The 14,666-nt window shown below is 65.5% G+C and carries 13 protein-coding genes and 1 pseudogene; 11 read left to right on the top strand and 3 right to left on the bottom strand.

The window, feature by feature from the left end; genetic code table 11:
- Both H8A95_RS25005 and H8A95_RS25000 read right to left on the bottom strand, forming a co-directional pair.
- Positions 1–244: pseudogene (locus tag H8A95_RS25005) on the bottom strand (mandelate racemase/muconate lactonizing enzyme family protein); the annotation flags it as partial.
- Positions 245–497: 253 nt separating this feature from the next.
- The gene (locus H8A95_RS25000; RefSeq protein ID WP_229185523.1) at positions 498–1,733 is read right to left on the bottom strand and encodes an amidohydrolase family protein; all 1,236 of its coding nucleotides are present in this window, start codon (positions 1,731–1,733) and stop codon (positions 498–500) included.
- Positions 1,734–1,885: 152 nt separating this feature from the next.
- Between H8A95_RS25000 and H8A95_RS24995 the strand changes: the two genes are divergently transcribed.
- Positions 1,886–2,305, top strand: coding sequence for a nuclear transport factor 2-like protein (locus H8A95_RS24995; protein ID WP_229185521.1), 420 nt, complete (start codon positions 1,886–1,888; stop codon positions 2,303–2,305).
- A gap of 142 nt (positions 2,306–2,447) precedes the next feature.
- Here the strand turns inward: H8A95_RS24995 and H8A95_RS24990 are convergent, their stop codons facing one another.
- Positions 2,448–3,206 (bottom strand): GntR family transcriptional regulator, encoded by a 759-nt coding sequence (locus H8A95_RS24990; RefSeq protein WP_229185520.1) that lies wholly within the window; start codon positions 3,204–3,206, stop codon positions 2,448–2,450.
- 203 nt (positions 3,207–3,409) lie between these two features.
- On the opposite strand from H8A95_RS24990, the gene H8A95_RS24985 reads away from it, so the two are divergent.
- From H8A95_RS24985 to H8A95_RS24940, 10 genes are all read left to right on the top strand, one after another.
- The gene (locus tag H8A95_RS24985) at positions 3,410–4,264 is read left to right on the top strand and encodes an ABC transporter ATP-binding protein (protein ID WP_229185519.1); all 855 of its coding nucleotides are present in this window, start codon (positions 3,410–3,412) and stop codon (positions 4,262–4,264) included.
- Between the two features lie 2 nt (positions 4,265–4,266).
- Complete coding sequence (locus tag H8A95_RS24980) at positions 4,267–5,043, top strand: ABC transporter permease (RefSeq protein ID WP_229185517.1); 777 nt, start codon at positions 4,267–4,269, stop codon at positions 5,041–5,043.
- A 42-nt stretch (positions 5,044–5,085) separates the two neighbouring features.
- On the top strand, positions 5,086–6,111 hold the full coding sequence (locus H8A95_RS24975; protein ID WP_229185515.1) for an ABC transporter substrate-binding protein: 1,026 nt from the start codon (positions 5,086–5,088) through the stop codon (positions 6,109–6,111).
- A 109-nt stretch (positions 6,112–6,220) separates the two neighbouring features.
- Positions 6,221–6,526 carry a hypothetical protein gene (locus tag H8A95_RS24970; protein ID WP_229185514.1) on the top strand — a complete coding sequence of 102 codons (306 nt, stop codon included), beginning with the start codon at positions 6,221–6,223 and terminating at the stop codon, positions 6,524–6,526.
- Positions 6,527–6,699: 173 nt separating this feature from the next.
- Positions 6,700–9,123 (top strand): CaiB/BaiF CoA transferase family protein, encoded by a 2,424-nt coding sequence (locus H8A95_RS24965; protein WP_229185512.1) that lies wholly within the window; start codon positions 6,700–6,702, stop codon positions 9,121–9,123.
- Positions 9,123–10,199 (top strand): ABC transporter ATP-binding protein, encoded by a 1,077-nt coding sequence (locus tag H8A95_RS24960; RefSeq protein ID WP_229185511.1) that lies wholly within the window; start codon positions 9,123–9,125, stop codon positions 10,197–10,199. Before H8A95_RS24965 ends, H8A95_RS24960 begins: the two co-directional genes overlap by 1 nt.
- On the top strand, positions 10,196–11,200 hold the full coding sequence (locus tag H8A95_RS24955; RefSeq protein ID WP_229185509.1) for an ABC transporter ATP-binding protein: 1,005 nt from the start codon (positions 10,196–10,198) through the stop codon (positions 11,198–11,200). Before H8A95_RS24960 ends, H8A95_RS24955 begins: the two co-directional genes overlap by 4 nt.
- Positions 11,201–11,271: 71 nt before the next feature.
- Positions 11,272–12,819 carry an ABC transporter substrate-binding protein gene (locus tag H8A95_RS24950; RefSeq protein ID WP_420839452.1) on the top strand — a complete coding sequence of 516 codons (1,548 nt, stop codon included), beginning with the start codon at positions 11,272–11,274 and terminating at the stop codon, positions 12,817–12,819.
- 3 nt (positions 12,820–12,822) lie between these two features.
- Positions 12,823–13,779, top strand: coding sequence for an ABC transporter permease (locus tag H8A95_RS24945; RefSeq protein WP_229185508.1), 957 nt, complete (start codon positions 12,823–12,825; stop codon positions 13,777–13,779).
- Positions 13,776–14,660: an ABC transporter permease gene (locus H8A95_RS24940; protein ID WP_163161040.1), complete on the top strand. Its 885-nt coding sequence runs from the start codon at positions 13,776–13,778 to the stop codon at positions 14,658–14,660. Before H8A95_RS24945 ends, H8A95_RS24940 begins: the two co-directional genes overlap by 4 nt.
- Positions 14,661–14,666: the final 6 nt, after the last annotated feature.

The following is a 14,666-nucleotide window of genomic DNA, read 5'->3' as shown; positions in this document are numbered from 1 at the left end:
CGGCGGGGCGGGTCGCGGCGAACAGCTCGACATAGATCCGCTCGTGCTCGAACGCGTTCTTGCCGATCACCCGCGCCGACAGCCGCTCGATCGCCGCCGTCACACCGGGCGCGCCAAAACCCTCGTCATATTCGCTCCAGCCGACCAGTCCGTCCGTGGTCGTCACCTTGACGAAGTGATAATTCCGCCAGCCGGCATCGCAGGCGAGCGTTTCGACGCTTTTGATGGTGGTGGATTTGCTCATGGTTTCCCGCCCGGCTTTTGTTGATGTTGCGCAAGTTCAACAACGGATCGGCGGACGCGTCAATTCGCGCCGGGTGCAGAGCTCTTAGGCGGATTGGCGGAGGTGACGTCGTATCTTCACACGCTCGTGTCCCCAACCGTCATCCAAGGTGCGCGGAACGCGCATCTCGAAGGATGCACGGCCCCGCTCGTGGCCGTCGACCCTTCGAGACGCCGCTTCGCGGCTCCTCAGGGTGACGGGAAGGGTTTCGCGATCAGGGCCGGAACAATGTCGGCCTTTGTCGCTCGAACGTCTTGCGGCCGCGTTTGAAGCCCATCAGCACGTCGGGCAGTTCGGCGATCGCATTGGTTCCGCTGTCGGTGTCGAGCACGACGATATCGGCGGGGTTGCCGACCGCGATGCCGTAGTCGCGCAGGTTCATCAGGCGGGCCGGCAGCTCGGTGACGAGATCGAGGCAGGTGTCGAACTCGCCGATCCCGGCATGGGCGGCATTGGCATAGAGATTGGCCATCCGCAGCAGCGATGCGTCTCCGAACGGCGTGAACGGGTTCTGCACATTGTTGGTCGCGACCGAGCACAGCACGCCATCGGCGACCAGTCGGTGCGCCGACGTCAGCCCGCGCGGGGCGTTATGCGTGGCGTCGCGCCCCATCAGATAGAGGTCGGTCGCGGGCAGCACGGTGACCGCGACGCCGGCCTCGGCGAGACGTGCGCTCGCCGCCTTCAGGCTGTCCGGCGGCAGCGCGGACAGCTTGGTCGCGTGCCCGATCGCGACGCGTCCCTGATAGTTGCGCCGCTCGGTCTGCCGGCAGACCTCCTCCATGTGCGACCAGGACGGATCGAGGTCGAAGTCGAGATGGAAGTCGACATCGATGTCGAATTGTTGCGCCAGATCGAAGATGCGCGCGATCTGCGTGTTCGGGTCGGTGTCGACATAGGGGCAGCCGCCGATCACATCCGCGCCGTCCTTGAGCGCCGCGACCAAGAGCTCGTCGGCGCCGGGATCGTTGGTCAGGCCCTCCTGCGGAAAGGCACAAAGAGAGAGGTCCAGCGCCCAGGCATAGTCGTGCTTCAGCGCCTTGACCGCCTCGAAACTGCGCAGCCCGATCCGCGGGTCGATCTCGACATGGGTCCGCATCCGCGTGGTGCCTGCCATGATCGCGCGCTCGATCACCTTGGCGCCGCGTGCATAGACATCCTCGACCGTGAAGTCGCGCTTCATGGCCGACACCGCGCGGATCGCGTCACCGAGACTGGCGTGGTCGTGGCCGCAGCGGCCGAGCAGGCAGGCCTTGTCGAGATGGATATGGGTGTCGACGAAGCCGGCCAGCGCCAGCCGGCCGCCGAGATCGACCTCGACGGCCTCGCAGGAGAGATGCGGCGCGACCGCGGCGATCCTGCCGCCGGCAACGCCGATATCGACCGCCGACGCGGATTGGCGCGTCACGGCATTACGGAAGACCAGGTCGAAGGCAGGTTTCGCGATCATCGGGGAAACATCAGGATGGTTTGAGCCTAGCGGAAGGGGCGGGAACCGGCAGCATCAGATTGTGTGCAGTTTGCCTAGCAGATTGTCTAAAAAATATGCATACACTTTGTCGGCCAAATTGTAGAGTCCTGTTTGTCCCTGGAGGCCCCGTCATGTCCATTACCGCCCAAGCCGATGCCCGCCCGCTGTCCGATGCCGAGATCGTGGAAGCCTATCTGACCGCATCGATGATTCCCGATCCCGATGCGGCGGCGGCCTATATGAAGCCGGGCACGGTGATCACCTTCACCGGCGGGCGCGAATTCGACCATCCGCGCGGGCCGACCGGCTTCAACGCCAAGCGCTATCGCTGGGTGAAAAAGCGGATGGACCGCTTCGACGTCTGCCCGGGCACCGGCGAGACCGTGGTCTACAGCGTCGGCACGCTCTACGGCGAATGGATCGACGGCACGCCGTTCGAAGGCAACCGCTATGTCGATCGCTTCGTGGTGAAGGGCGGGCAGATCGTCAAGATGGACGTCTGGAACGACAGCGCCGAGCGGATTTTGGTGCAGCGGGGGATTGAGGGGTAGGGAGCGCGTCGCTGTTTCCCCGTCATCCTGAGGTGCGAGCTCTTGCGAGCCTCGAAGGATCGACGGCCACCAGCGGGGCCGTGCATCCTTCGAGACGCGCTACGCGCTCCTTGGGATGACGCGGATAGAGTAGCGGCAACCCCTAGCGCCGCGCCGCCTTCGGCAGCTTCACCACGCGATCGCCGCTCGCCTCATCGGCATAGGGCGCAAGGATATCCAGCAGATCCCGGCCGCGCTGCGGGCTCGGCGCGACCAGGGCGCGGGTCGCCACCGAATCCAGATGGCTGTGCATCAACCCCATCACCTTGTCGACGTCGCCCTTCACCAGCGCCGCGATGATCGCGCGGTGCTCGTTGATCGCGCATTCCGATGAATGCGGCCGGCTGTACAGCGATAGCGTCAGGCAGCAGCGGTAGGCGACCTCGCTGACATAGCGCACCAGGATCGGGCTGTTCGTCATGTGGGCGAGCAGGATGTGGAATTCGGTGGCGAGCCGGATCGAGACCGCGTCGGTGCCGTCGCGGGCACGATCCTCGGCGTCGACATGGGCGGTGAGTTCGGCGATCTGCGGCTTGGTCAGCTTGCCCGCCAGTTGCCGCACCACCAGCCGCTCCAGCTCGATGCGGATGTCGAAGGCATCGCGCGCCTCCTGCCAGCTCGGCGTCGCCACCACCGCGATGCGATTGCGGCGCAGCTCGACCAGGCCTTCCGCGGCCAATTGGCCGAGCGCATGCCGCGCAATTGTGCGGCTGACGCCGAAGCGCTCGCCGAGCGAATCCTCGGGCAGCTTCGCGCCGGGCTCCAGCGCCTGCTCGATGATCGCGCGCCGCAACGCACGGCAGATCACGCTGACCTTGTCGGACGATTCAGCCGTCTTGCTGGTGTCGGCGCGCCCCGCCATTGCCGCGAATCCCTCTCGAAAGCTGCCTCGAACGCCTCTCTATCATACCGCAAAAACAATCGATCGCCCGAATTGCATGCAGTTCGGGCTGTGGATTGCCTAAAAGGAATCCGGCTCCCCAAGGTACGGATCGCGTGATCCCCTTGATTTTCAACGGGTCGGCCGCTGGCATCCAGCTTGCATGCACTTTGCTCGTGATGCGTATGCAACCAAATTCCGAATTTGCCGGCGAGCCGATGGCCGCCGGATCCGTGCCGACCGCCATCGAGCTGTCGGAAGCCTCCGTCACCTTCGGCCGCGGCGCCCGCGCCGTGCCGGCCCTGTCCAAGACCACGCTGCGGATCGCCGACGGCGAGTTCGTGGCGCTGGTCGGTCCATCCGGCTGCGGCAAGTCCACCATCCTGCGACTGGTCAGTGGCCTGGCGCGGCCGACCACCGGCGTCGTCATCGTCGGCGGCCGCGAAGTCGCGGCGCGGGCGATGCGGGTCGGCATGGCGTTTCAGAACCCGACCATGCTGCCATGGATGACGATCGAAAAGAACATCATGCTGCCGCTGAAGATCGTCGAGCCGTTCCGCTCGCAGTTTCGCAGGCTGCGCAAGACCGAGTTCCGCGACAAGGCCAATGCGCTCCTTGAGCAGGTCGGGCTGAAGGGTTTTGGCGGCCGCTATCCCTGGCAGCTCTCCGGCGGCATGCTCCAGCGCGCCAATCTGTGCCGCGCGCTGATCCACGAGCCGCGCATGCTGCTGCTCGACGAGCCGTTCGGCGCGCTCGACCAGTTCACCCGCGAGGAATTGTGGGGAATTCTTCAGCAGCTCTGGATGACGCACAAGCCGACCGTGCTGCTGGTCACCCACGATCTGCGCGAAGCCGGCTTCCTCGCCAGCCGCATCTGCGTGATGAGCGCGCGCCCCGGCCGCATCCTCGATGACTCCAGCGTGGCTTTCGCCCGCCCGCGCACCGTGGCGATGACGTTCGAGCCTGACTTCGTCGCGCTCAACCAGAAACTCCGCGCCTTCATCGTCGATGCGCGCACCGCCGCGCGCGAGGGAGCCTGACCATGCCCGTGTCGGATATCAGGCAGAAGGTCTGGTCGGGCGCCTTGATCGTGCTGTTCTTCGTCGCCTGGGAGCTGTTCTGCCTGATGACGGGGATGTCGGATCTCGTGCTGCCGCGACCGTCGCAGATCTTCGTCACGTTGTTCGAGAAATTCCCGATCCTCTGGCCGCATATCGTGCAGACGCTGGTCACCACCATGATCGGCTTCGTGCTCGGCGTAGCCCTGGGCGTTGCGCTGGGTGCGGTGATCGGAGTGTCAAAAACCGCTTACGACACCTGCTACCCGCTGCTGGTCGGGTTCTCCTCGATCCCGAAGGTCGCGGTGGTGCCGATCTTCGTGCTGTGGTTCGGCTCCGGCACGGTGCCGGCGGTGCTGACCTCGCTGTCGATTTGCTTCTTCCCGATCGTCGTCAACATCGCCACCGGCCTTGCCACCACCGAGCCCGAGCTCGAGGACGTGCTGAAGGCGCTCGGCGCCAGCAAGCTCGACATCCTCTGGAATGTCGGGCTGCCGCGGACGATGCCGTTCTTCTTCGCTTCGCTGAAGGTCGCGATCTCCTACGCCTTCGTCGGCGCGGTGCTGTCGGAAACCGTCGCCTCGAACCGCGGCATCGGCAACGTCATGATGACCGCGTCCTCCAATTTCAACGTGCCGCTGGTGTTCGCCGGATTGTTCGTGCTCGCCGGTCTCGGCGTCGCGCTCTACGTGCTGTTCTCGCTGATCGAGGGCCAGGTGACCGGCTGGGCGACCCGCAAGGACAATGTCATCGCCACCTGAATCTGTTCGTCATCGCCGTTCACTGGAATTGAGGAGGTCGTCATGCTGAAGACAATAAGCGCCGCGCTGTTGGGATTGGCCCTGGTCGCGGGTCCCGCGCGCGCCGAGGACACCACCATCAAGTTCACGCTGGGCTGGAAGACGCAGGGCTCGGACGCCGCGTTCTTCTACGCCAAGGACAACGGCTACTTCAAAGAGGAAGGCCTCAACGTCGTGATCGACCAGGGCGAAGGCTCCGGCGCGACCGTGACGCGCATCATGTCGGGCGCCTACGACGCCGGGTTCGGCGACGTCAACGCGATCATCCAGAATGCTTCGACCAGGCCGCAGGATGCGCCGGTCATGGTCTACATGATGTGGAACCAGCCGCCGTTCGCAATCGTCGCCAAGAACGCGAGCGGCATCAAGACCATCAAGGATTTCGAAGGCCATACGCTCGGCGGCGCGCAGGGCACGCCGACCACGCGGCTGCTGCCGGTGTTCGTGCACAAGAACGGGCTCGACGGCGAGAAGATCAAGGTCTCCAACATGGCGCCGAACCTGCAGGAGCCGATGCTGATCAAGGGCGACATCGATGCCGCGCTGGTGTTCAACATCACGAGCTACTTCAACCTGGTGCTGAATCGCCAGGACCCCGACAAGGACTTCAAATGGTTCTCGTTCGGCGACTACGGGCTCGACCTCTATTCCAACGGCGTGATGGTGTCGCGCAAGCTGATCGCCTCGAATCCGAAGGCGGTGGCCGGGCTGGTGCGTGCCATCAACAAGGGCGCGATCGCGGTTGCCAAGGACCAGAACGCCGCCATGAAGGCGGCGCTGAACTATGACAATCTGATCAACGTCGATGTCGAGAAGCGCCGGTTGCAATATTCCTTCGAGAAGCTGATCGTCTCGCCGGAGATGAAGGACATCGGCGTCGGCGACGTCAAGGACGAGCGCATGGCCCGCGCCATCGGCTTCATCGTCGAAGGCTACCAGCTCACCCGCACGCCGACCCCGGCCGAGGTGTTCTCCCGCGAATTCCTGCCGCCGCGCGCGGAGCGGGAGCTGGTGTATACGGCGAATTGAGTTTAGTCGCTATTGCGAGCGAAGGCGGAGGGCTTATCCCCGTCATTGCGAGCGAAGCGAAGCAATCCATGACTCCGCTTGCGGCAATCATGGCTCCGCTTGCAGCAATATGGATTGCTTCGTCGCTTCGCTCCTCGCAATGACGAAGGAGGGAAGCGATGCAGTTCCGGAGGCCGATGCGCTCGACCTGCTGTTCGCACGCGGCAATGCGTCGCTGATCTCCGCGCTTGTGGTCGATGGTCGCACCGCCGCCAAGACCGGCCGGTGCCTTGGTGTTGATCTTCCGGCCATTGAGCAGGAACTGCGCGGCATCACGCGCGCGAGCGCTGCCTCATACGCGCATGTCTTGCGCGCATGGCCGCGACTGTCGAGCTCATTGCAGCATTGGTTTGAAGCGCAGCTCACCTGCAATTAGCTGCACAATCGTCGTTTCGCGCCGAGCAGCAACTCCAGTCGATCTCTCGCAAATTCCGTCAAGCGGAAGAAAATTCCACTTGCATCACACAGACGGCGCGGCTTCAAGTTCAGGCAACAAGAAACTGAATCAGTCGCTGTCACCGGCTGGTCATGTTGTCGCGAGGAAGCCTGATGGGCGCGTTGTCGCATCTACGGATTGTCGAGATCGGAAGTGCTGCGGCGACGAGCTATTGCGCGCGGCTGTTTGCCGATTTCGGCGCCGACGTGCAGAAGGTCGAGCCGCCTGGCGGCGATCCGATCCGCCGCGCCGCGCCGCTGACGCCGCAAGGGCACAGCGCATGGTTCGCGTTTCTCAATTTCAACAAATCGAGTGTCGTGCTCGACAAAAGCGACGCGGCGCGGCTCGGTGCGCTGATCGCCGACTGCGACATCCTGCTCGACGGGCGCGGCATCGATGCGGCTGACTGTCCCGACATCGATCTCGATGCGATCAAGCGGGACAGTCCCGGCCTGATCCATCTCGACCTCGCCTGGTTCGGCGATCGCGGTCCCTACGCCGGTTTCGCAGCAACGGACTCCACGATCCGCGCGCTGACCGGGCTCGTGAAGCTGGTCGGACCCGAGCAGGGGCCGCCGATGCACGCGCCGGATTTCCAGACCGGCATCCTGGGCGGGCTGTGGGGCTTCATCGCGGCGGCCTCCTCAGTGCTCGGCCGCATGCAGGATGGGCGCGGGCGCAGCAGCCATCTCAGCCTGTTCGAGGCGAGCATCGCCGTCACCGAATACATCATGTTCGAGGCGTTCCAGCGCGGCGACATCATGCGGCGGATCGGCGTCAACCGGTTCTGGCCGACCTTTCCGGTCGGCATCTACGAGACCAAGCAAGGCTGGCTCGGCGTCACCACGGTGACCCCGGCGCAGTGGCGCGCGTTCTGCGAAATGCTCGGGCTCAACGATCTGCGCGACGATCCGACGCTGGTCATGGGCGTCGACCGGCTGCCGCACGTCGCCGAGATCGAAGCCAAGATCCTGCCGAAGCTGAAGCAGCGTACTGCGCAGGAATGGTTTGCCGAGGGTCTCAAGCGCAAGATCCCGATCGTGCCCGTGCCGGAGATCTCGGATCTCATCGCCGATGAGGAGAAGCGTGCCCGCGGCGCCATCGTTCCGATCGCGGTCGGCGACGAGACCGGCCTTTCCGCCGGCACGATGCAGCGGCTGATGGGGACGCCGCCGCTGCGCGGTGGCCGCGTGCCTGATCTCGGCGAGCAGCAGGCGAGGCCCGAGGCCACGCCGCGTGCGCCGGCGCCGAAGCCGGCTCCGGCCAATCGCTTGCCGCTCGAGGGCATCCGGGTCGTCGACTTCTCGATGGGCTGGGCCGGGCCGATCTGCACCCGCACGCTCGCCGATCTGGGCGCCGACGTCATCAAGATCGAGGCGACCCAGTACCCGGACTGGTGGCGCGGCGTCGACCGCCGCCCGGCCTATGTGCTGGAGCAGATGTACGAGAAGTCGGTGCGCTACTGCATCATGAACCGCAACAAGCGCGGCATCACGCTCGATTTGACCCGGCCGAAGGGACTCGAGCTGGCAAAGCGCCTGCTCGCCGATGCCGACCTCGTGGTCGACAATTATTCGGTCGAGGTGCTGCCCAAGCTCGGCCTCGGCTACGACGTGCTCAGCAAGCTCAATCCAAAGCTGGTGATGATGTCGATGTCGGCGTTCGGCGCCGGCAGCGCGCATCGTGATTGCCGCGCCTATGGCTCGACGCTGGAGCAGGGCTCCGGCCTGCCGAGCGTGATCGGGGATGCCGGCGGCCCGCCGGTGATGAGCCACACCGCGTTCGGCGACGCGGTCGGCGGCCTCAACGGCGCTGCCGCGGTGCTGATCGCGCTGATCCATGCGAAGCTTACGGGGCGGGGCCAGTTCATCGATCTCGCCCAGATCGAATGCATGATGCCGTTCGCCGCGCCCTGGATCGTCGCGCATTCGATCGACGGCAAGGAGCCTTCGAAATACGGCAACCGCCATCCGGATTTCGTGCCGCATGGCTGCTTTCGCTGCAATGGCGAAGACAACTGGATCGTCGTCGCAGTGTCCGACGATGCGATGTGGCCGAAACTTGCGCGGCTGCTGGGCCGTGCCGACTGGGCGTCGAACGAGACGCTCAAGACGGCCGCGGGCCGCCGCGCCGTCGAGGCCGAGATCGAGGCTGCGATCACAGCCTGGACCTCGGCGCGCGACGCGGATGCGGCGATGGCCGCGCTGCAATCTGCCGGTGTTGCCTCCGGCGTCGCGCGGTTGCCGATCGATCTGCTGCAAGACTCGCAACTGCACGCCCGCGGCTTCATCCAGCAGGTCGAGCGCGCTTTCATCGGACAACATCCGCAGCCATCGATGCCGTTCCGCGAGGGCGATGCGCCGTTTGCGATCCGCTCGGTGCCGCCGACGCTCGGCGAGCACAACCGCGAGATCCTCGGCGGCATGCTCGGCCTTTCCGAGGCGGAACTTGAAGAGCTCAGCCGCGAGGGCATTATCGGCACCGAGATGCTGATGGAGGAGCAGCTGGTGAAAAAGAAGAAGCGGGCGGCGGGTTGATGGGCGAAGGCCAGCCGGCACAGCGCAAGTCGGAGGTTGCGCGCGAGGGCGCGCGGCCGCTGCTGTCCGTGCGCGGGCTCGGCATCCGTTTCAAGACCACGCAGGGCATCTGGCAGGCGACGCGCCGGATCGACTTCGACATCGCGCCCGGCGAGCGCGTCGGCATCGTCGGCGAGAGCGGCTGCGGCAAGACCATCACCGGCCTCTCGATCCTGCGGCTGTTGCCGGGCAATTTTGCCGGCCTCGATGGCAAGATCCTGTTCGATGGCGTCGATCTCGCCTCCTGTAGCCCGCGGCAGATGCGTGCGATCCGCGGCAAGCGGATCGCGATGATCTTCCAGGAACCGATGAGCGCGCTCGATCCGGTCTTCACCGTCGGGCACCAGATCGCGGAGACGTTGCGGGTCCACAGCAATGTCGGCGAGGAGGAGGCGCGCGCCAGGACGCTGGAGATGCTTCGCCGCGTCGGCATCGCCTCGCCGGAGCGGCGGATCGACGATTATCCGCATCAGCTCTCCGGCGGCATGCGCCAACGCGTGATGATTGCGGCCAGCCTGATCTGCGGGCCGCAGCTTCTGATCGCGGACGAGCCGACCACCGCGCTCGACGTCACCGTGCAGGCGCAGATCCTCGAGCTGCTGCGCGACATCAGCGAGACCTCGAAGACCGCGCTGATGCTGATCACCCACGATCTCGGCGTCGTCGCCGAGACCTGCACGCGGATGATCACGATGTATGCCGGCGAGGTGATCGAGGACGCCACCGTCGACGAGGCGCTGGTGCGGCCGCTGCATCCCTATACGTCAGGCCTGCTGCGCTCGTTGCCGCATTTGAGCCCGCGTCACGGCCGGCTGCCGTCGATCCCGGGCCGGGTGCCGTCGATCGCCGAGATGCCGGCCGGCTGCCGCTTCCGCGCCCGCTGCGCGCATGCCACCAAAGGCTGCGAGGCCGAGCAGAAGCTGCAGGACGCCGGTGGCGGCCGCAAGGTGCGTTGCTGGCGCTTTGCCGAGCTCAATCTGCCCGGCGCGCTGCATCCGCCGGACACTTCCGCCAGCGCCAGGGTTGCGCGCCAATGACCGCAGCCACAGCCGAGCCTCGCCGCGACGCCATCGTCTCGGTGCGCGACCTCCAGGTCCGCTTCCAGACCTCGGACCGCCGCGCCACCGTGAAGGCGGTTGACGGCGTCAATTTCGACGTCCGCCGCGGCGAGACCTTCGGCATCATCGGTGAGTCAGGCTCGGGCAAGACCACGATCGGCCGCGCGCTGGTGTTTCTGCTCAATCCCAGTGCCGGCGCCGTCCTGCATGACGGCATCGATCCAACGGCATTGTCGCGCCGGCAATTCCAAAGCCATCGCCGCGACTACCAGATCATCTTCCAGGATCCGAATGCCGCGTTGAACCCGCGCATGACCATTCTGGCCTCGGTGCTAGAGCCGCTGCAACTCGCCGGTGTCGGCAATAGTGCCGAGCGCGAGCGGCTGGCGCGCGAGGCGCTGGAGCGCGTCGGCCTGCCGCAGGAGTTCGGCGAGCGCTATCCGCACCAGCTCTCCGGCGGCCAGAAGCAGCGCGTGGTGATCGCCCGCGCGCTAACGCTCAAGCCAAAGCTGATCGTCTGCGACGAGGTGGTGGCCGCGCTCGACATGTCGATCCGCGGCGACGTGCTCAATTTGTTTGCCGACCTGCAGCGCGACCTCGGGCTCACCTACGTCTTCATCACGCATGATCTCGCCGTGGTCTCGCATATCAGCGAGCGCGTCGCGGTGATGTATCTCGGCCAGTTCGTCGAGCTCGGGCCCACCGAGGAGGTCGCCGAGCGGCCGCTGCATCCCTACACGATCGCGCTGCTCTCCGCCGAGCCGCGGCCGCTGCCGTCGTCGATGCGGCAGGAGAGCCGCATCGTGCTGCAGGGCGAGGTGCCGAGCCCGATCGATCCGCCGTCGGGCTGCCGCTTCCGCACCCGCTGCCCGCACGCGCAGCCGCTCTGCACCGAGCGGGTGCCGGAGTGGCGCGAGCTGAAGCCCGATCACTGGGTGGCCTGCCATTTCGCCGACCGCCCGAATTTTTCGAACAACTAGAGCATGATCCGGAAAAGTGTGAAGCAGCTTTCCGACAAGATCATGCTCCAAGCAAAACTGGAGACGACGCCATGACGATGACGACACGACGCGGGGCCATGGCGCTGATCTCGGCGGCGCTTGCCGGCACCACGCTCGGCGGCCGCGCGTTCGCGCAAGGCGCGCCGAAGAAGGGCGGTACCTTGCGCATCTCAGCGCCGGCCAATCCGTCGAGCCTCGATCCGGCGACCGGCGGCGCCGGCTCCGATCACGCCTTCCTGTTCACGATGTACGACACGCTGACCGAATGGGAGTTCGACACGCTGAAGCCGAAGCCGGGGCTTGCCGAGAGCTGGAAGTTCACCGATCCCAATACGCTGGTGCTGAATATCCGCGCCGGGGTCACCTTCCATGACGGCACGCCGCTCGACGGTGAAGCCGTCAAGTTCAACCTCGATCGCAACCGCGGCGATGCGAAGTCGAACATCAAGGCCGATCTGCTGTCAGTCGCCTCGGTCGAGGTCACCGGCCCGCAGCAGGTGACCTTGAAGCTGAAGACGCCCGACACCGCGCTGCCCGGCATTCTCTCCGACCGCGCCGGCATGATGGTGTCGCCCACTGCGCTGAAGGCGGCCGAAGGCGGCGTCGTCACCCGCAAGCCGGTCGGCGCCGGCGCCTATGCCTTCGTGAGCTGGGCCGACGGCGAAAAGATCGTGGTCAAGCGCAACGAGAAATACTGGAAGCCGGAGCGGCCGTATCCCGACGGCATCGAAATCTCGATCATTCCCGAGCTCACCACCGGTGCCCGCTCGGTCACCGCCGGCCAGAACGACCTGATCTATCAGCTGCCGCCGCGGCAGAAGGCGATCATCGAGCGCGCTTCGAGCGTCAAGGTGGTGCACGGCCCGACGCTCTATGTGTTCCAGATCTTCCTGAACTGGGCCAGGCCGCCGTTCGACAACATCAAGGTTCGCCAGGCGCTCAACTTCGCGATCGACCGCGAGTCCTTCGTCAAGGCCGCGCTCGCCGGCCTCGCAGAACCGGCCTACATGAACCTGCCGAAGTCGCACTGGGCCTATGATGCCGAGGTCGCCAAGCTCTATCCCTACGATCCCGACAAGGCGCGCAAGCTGCTCGCCGAAGCCGGCTTCAAGGAAGGCACCCCGATCGAGATCGGCGGTTACACCGATCAGGATTCGGTGCAGCGCGAAGAGATCCTGCTCGAGCAATTGCGCAAGGCCGGTATCAACGTGAAGTTCGTCAACGGCACTGTCGCGGAAGCCTCTGCAGCCTTCTTCGGTCCGGAAAAGAAAGGGGCCGGGTTGCTCTCGGCCTGGACCGGACGGCCCGATCCGAGCCTGACCTATTCGCTGATGTTCACCAAGGACGCCTATTACAATGGCGGACGTGCGCCGGTGCCGCCCGAGCTCGAAGCCGCGATCAAGGAATCGCGCGCGTCCGAGGATATCGAGGTCAGGCGCAAGGCCTTCTCCACGGTGCAGCGGCTGGTGATGGAGAATGCCTTCGTGGTGCCGCTGGCATTCCAGTTCGAGCTGGTCGCCATGAACAAGAAGGTGCAGGGCTATCGGCCCAATCTGCTCGGCAAACCGAAATACGACGACGTCTGGTTGGAAGGCTAAGCGATGGCGCGACGGTCACCAGTCCGGGTCATCGGCAGCCGCCTCGTGCAGGCGCTGCCCGTGATCGTGCTCGCGACCTTCATGGTGTTCTCGCTGCTCAAGCTGGTGCCCGGCGATATCGCCGTGACGCTGGCGGGCGACAACGCGACCGACGCGCGGATTACCGAGATCAGGACAATCTACGGCCTCGACCGGCCGTTCCTGGTGCAATATGGCGCCTGGCTCGGCCATGTCGCGCAGGGCGATCTCTCGCAATCGCTGCTGACCGGCGAGAAGGTCGCGGTTTCGATCGGCCGCGCCTTCCCGAACACGCTGCTGATCGTGGTGATCGCGCTGGTGCTGGCGCTCATCACGGGCATTCCGATGGGCGTGCTGGCGGCGATCAAGCCCAACGGTTGGGTCGACAAGCTGATCAGCATGCTCGCCTCGCTCGGCGTCGCAGTGCCAGGATTTTGGCTCGCGATGATCCTGGTGGCGGAATTCTCGCTGAAGCTGAACTGGCTGCCGGCGACGGGCGCGAAATCCTTCAGCGTCTCGCCGATCGATGCGGTCCGGCACGCGCTGCTGCCTGCCATCGCGATCGCGGCCTATGGTATGGCCGAGGTCGCACGCCAGCTCCGCGGCGCACTGTTGGAGGTGCTGTCGTCGCAATATGTCCGCACGCTGCATGCCAAGGGGCTGTCGATGTCGCGCATCCTCTGGCAGCACGGCCTGAAGAATGTCAGCGTCAATCTGCTGACGATCATCAGCCTGCTGGTCAACCGCATGCTGGCGGCGACCGTCGTGATCGAGGCGGTGTTTGCCATTCCCGGTCTCGGCAGCCTGATCGTGCGTGGCGCGATCCAGCGTGATTTCCCGATCGTGCAGGGCGTCGTCTTCACCATGGTGGTCGTCGTGATCGTGGTCAATCTGGTCACCGATCTCCTGTGCGCGGCAGTCGATCCGAGGATCGAGCAATGACCGACACCGCGCTCGCATCGCTGAAAGCACCGGCCAGGCCGACCCGGCTGCGGCGTTTCCTGCGCTGGCTCGCCGGGGATCTGCGCGCCGCGCTGTCGATCCTGGTGCTGCTGGTGCTCGTTGTCGTCGCCATCGGCGCGCCCTGGATCGCGCCCTACGCGCCGACCGCGCAGGACGTCAACAACATGCTGGCGCCGCCGGGGCCGCTGCATCTGCTCGGCACCGACGATCTCGGCCGCGACATCTTCTCCCGCCTGATCTACGGCGCGCCGGCCACCGTCTATGCCAGTCTGCTTGCGGTCGGCGTCGCGGTTCTGATCGGGCTGCCGGTCGGCCTGATCGCCGGCTATTTCGGCGGCTGGATCGACGACATCATCAGCCGCATCATCGACACCTTCCTGTCGTTCCCCGCCATCGTGCTGGCGATCGCGGTCACCGGCGCGCTCGGCATCGGGCTGACCAACGGCATGATCGCAATCGGCATCACGATGTTTCCTGCGCTGGCGCGCATCGTCCGCGCCCGCACGCTGATCGTGCGGCAGGAGCTTTATGTCGACGCGTCCAGGGGCTTTGGCGCGCCGACCTGGCACATCCTCTGGCGCCACGTGCTGCCGAACACGCTGCAGCCGGTCATCGTGCAGGTGACGCTGCTGCTCGCCGCTGCGCTGCTGGCCGAAGCCAGCCTGTCGTTCCTCGGCCTCGGCATCCAGCCGCCGGATCCGAGCTGGGGCGCCATGCTGGCGCGCGCCTATCAATACATGGAGATTGCCCCGGAGCAGATGTATGCGCCGGGCCTTGCCATTCTCGTCGTCTCCCTGGCCTTCAATGCGCTCGGGGAGTCCTTGCGTGTCGTGCTCGATCCGACCATGAAGGATCGTTGACCTTTG

This window comes from Bradyrhizobium oropedii (assembly GCF_020889685.1).
GTDB classification, from domain to species: Bacteria; Pseudomonadota; Alphaproteobacteria; order Rhizobiales; family Xanthobacteraceae; genus Bradyrhizobium; species Bradyrhizobium oropedii.
This window is presented reverse-complemented; position numbering and strand designations above follow the sequence as displayed.

Excerpts from the sequence above, each read along its gene's own strand:
- H8A95_RS25000 (WP_229185523.1), bottom strand. The coding sequence starts at position 1,733 with ATGATCGCGAAACCTGCCTTCGACCTGGTCTTCCGTAATGCCGTGACG.
- H8A95_RS24995 (WP_229185521.1), top strand. The coding sequence starts at position 1,886 with ATGTCCATTACCGCCCAAGCCGATGCCCGCCCGCTGTCCGATGCCGAG.
- H8A95_RS24990 (WP_229185520.1), bottom strand. The coding sequence starts at position 3,206 with ATGGCGGGGCGCGCCGACACCAGCAAGACGGCTGAATCGTCCGACAAG.
- H8A95_RS24985 (WP_229185519.1), top strand. The coding sequence starts at position 3,410 with ATGCAACCAAATTCCGAATTTGCCGGCGAGCCGATGGCCGCCGGATCC.
- H8A95_RS24980 (WP_229185517.1), top strand. The coding sequence starts at position 4,267 with ATGCCCGTGTCGGATATCAGGCAGAAGGTCTGGTCGGGCGCCTTGATC.
- H8A95_RS24975 (WP_229185515.1), top strand. The coding sequence starts at position 5,086 with ATGCTGAAGACAATAAGCGCCGCGCTGTTGGGATTGGCCCTGGTCGCG.
- H8A95_RS24970 (WP_229185514.1), top strand. The coding sequence starts at position 6,221 with ATGGATTGCTTCGTCGCTTCGCTCCTCGCAATGACGAAGGAGGGAAGC.
- H8A95_RS24965 (WP_229185512.1), top strand. The coding sequence starts at position 6,700 with ATGGGCGCGTTGTCGCATCTACGGATTGTCGAGATCGGAAGTGCTGCG.
- H8A95_RS24960 (WP_229185511.1), top strand. The coding sequence starts at position 9,123 with ATGGGCGAAGGCCAGCCGGCACAGCGCAAGTCGGAGGTTGCGCGCGAG.
- H8A95_RS24955 (WP_229185509.1), top strand. The coding sequence starts at position 10,196 with ATGACCGCAGCCACAGCCGAGCCTCGCCGCGACGCCATCGTCTCGGTG.
- H8A95_RS24950 (WP_420839452.1), top strand. The coding sequence starts at position 11,272 with ATGACGATGACGACACGACGCGGGGCCATGGCGCTGATCTCGGCGGCG.
- H8A95_RS24945 (WP_229185508.1), top strand. The coding sequence starts at position 12,823 with ATGGCGCGACGGTCACCAGTCCGGGTCATCGGCAGCCGCCTCGTGCAG.
- H8A95_RS24940 (WP_163161040.1), top strand. The coding sequence starts at position 13,776 with ATGACCGACACCGCGCTCGCATCGCTGAAAGCACCGGCCAGGCCGACC.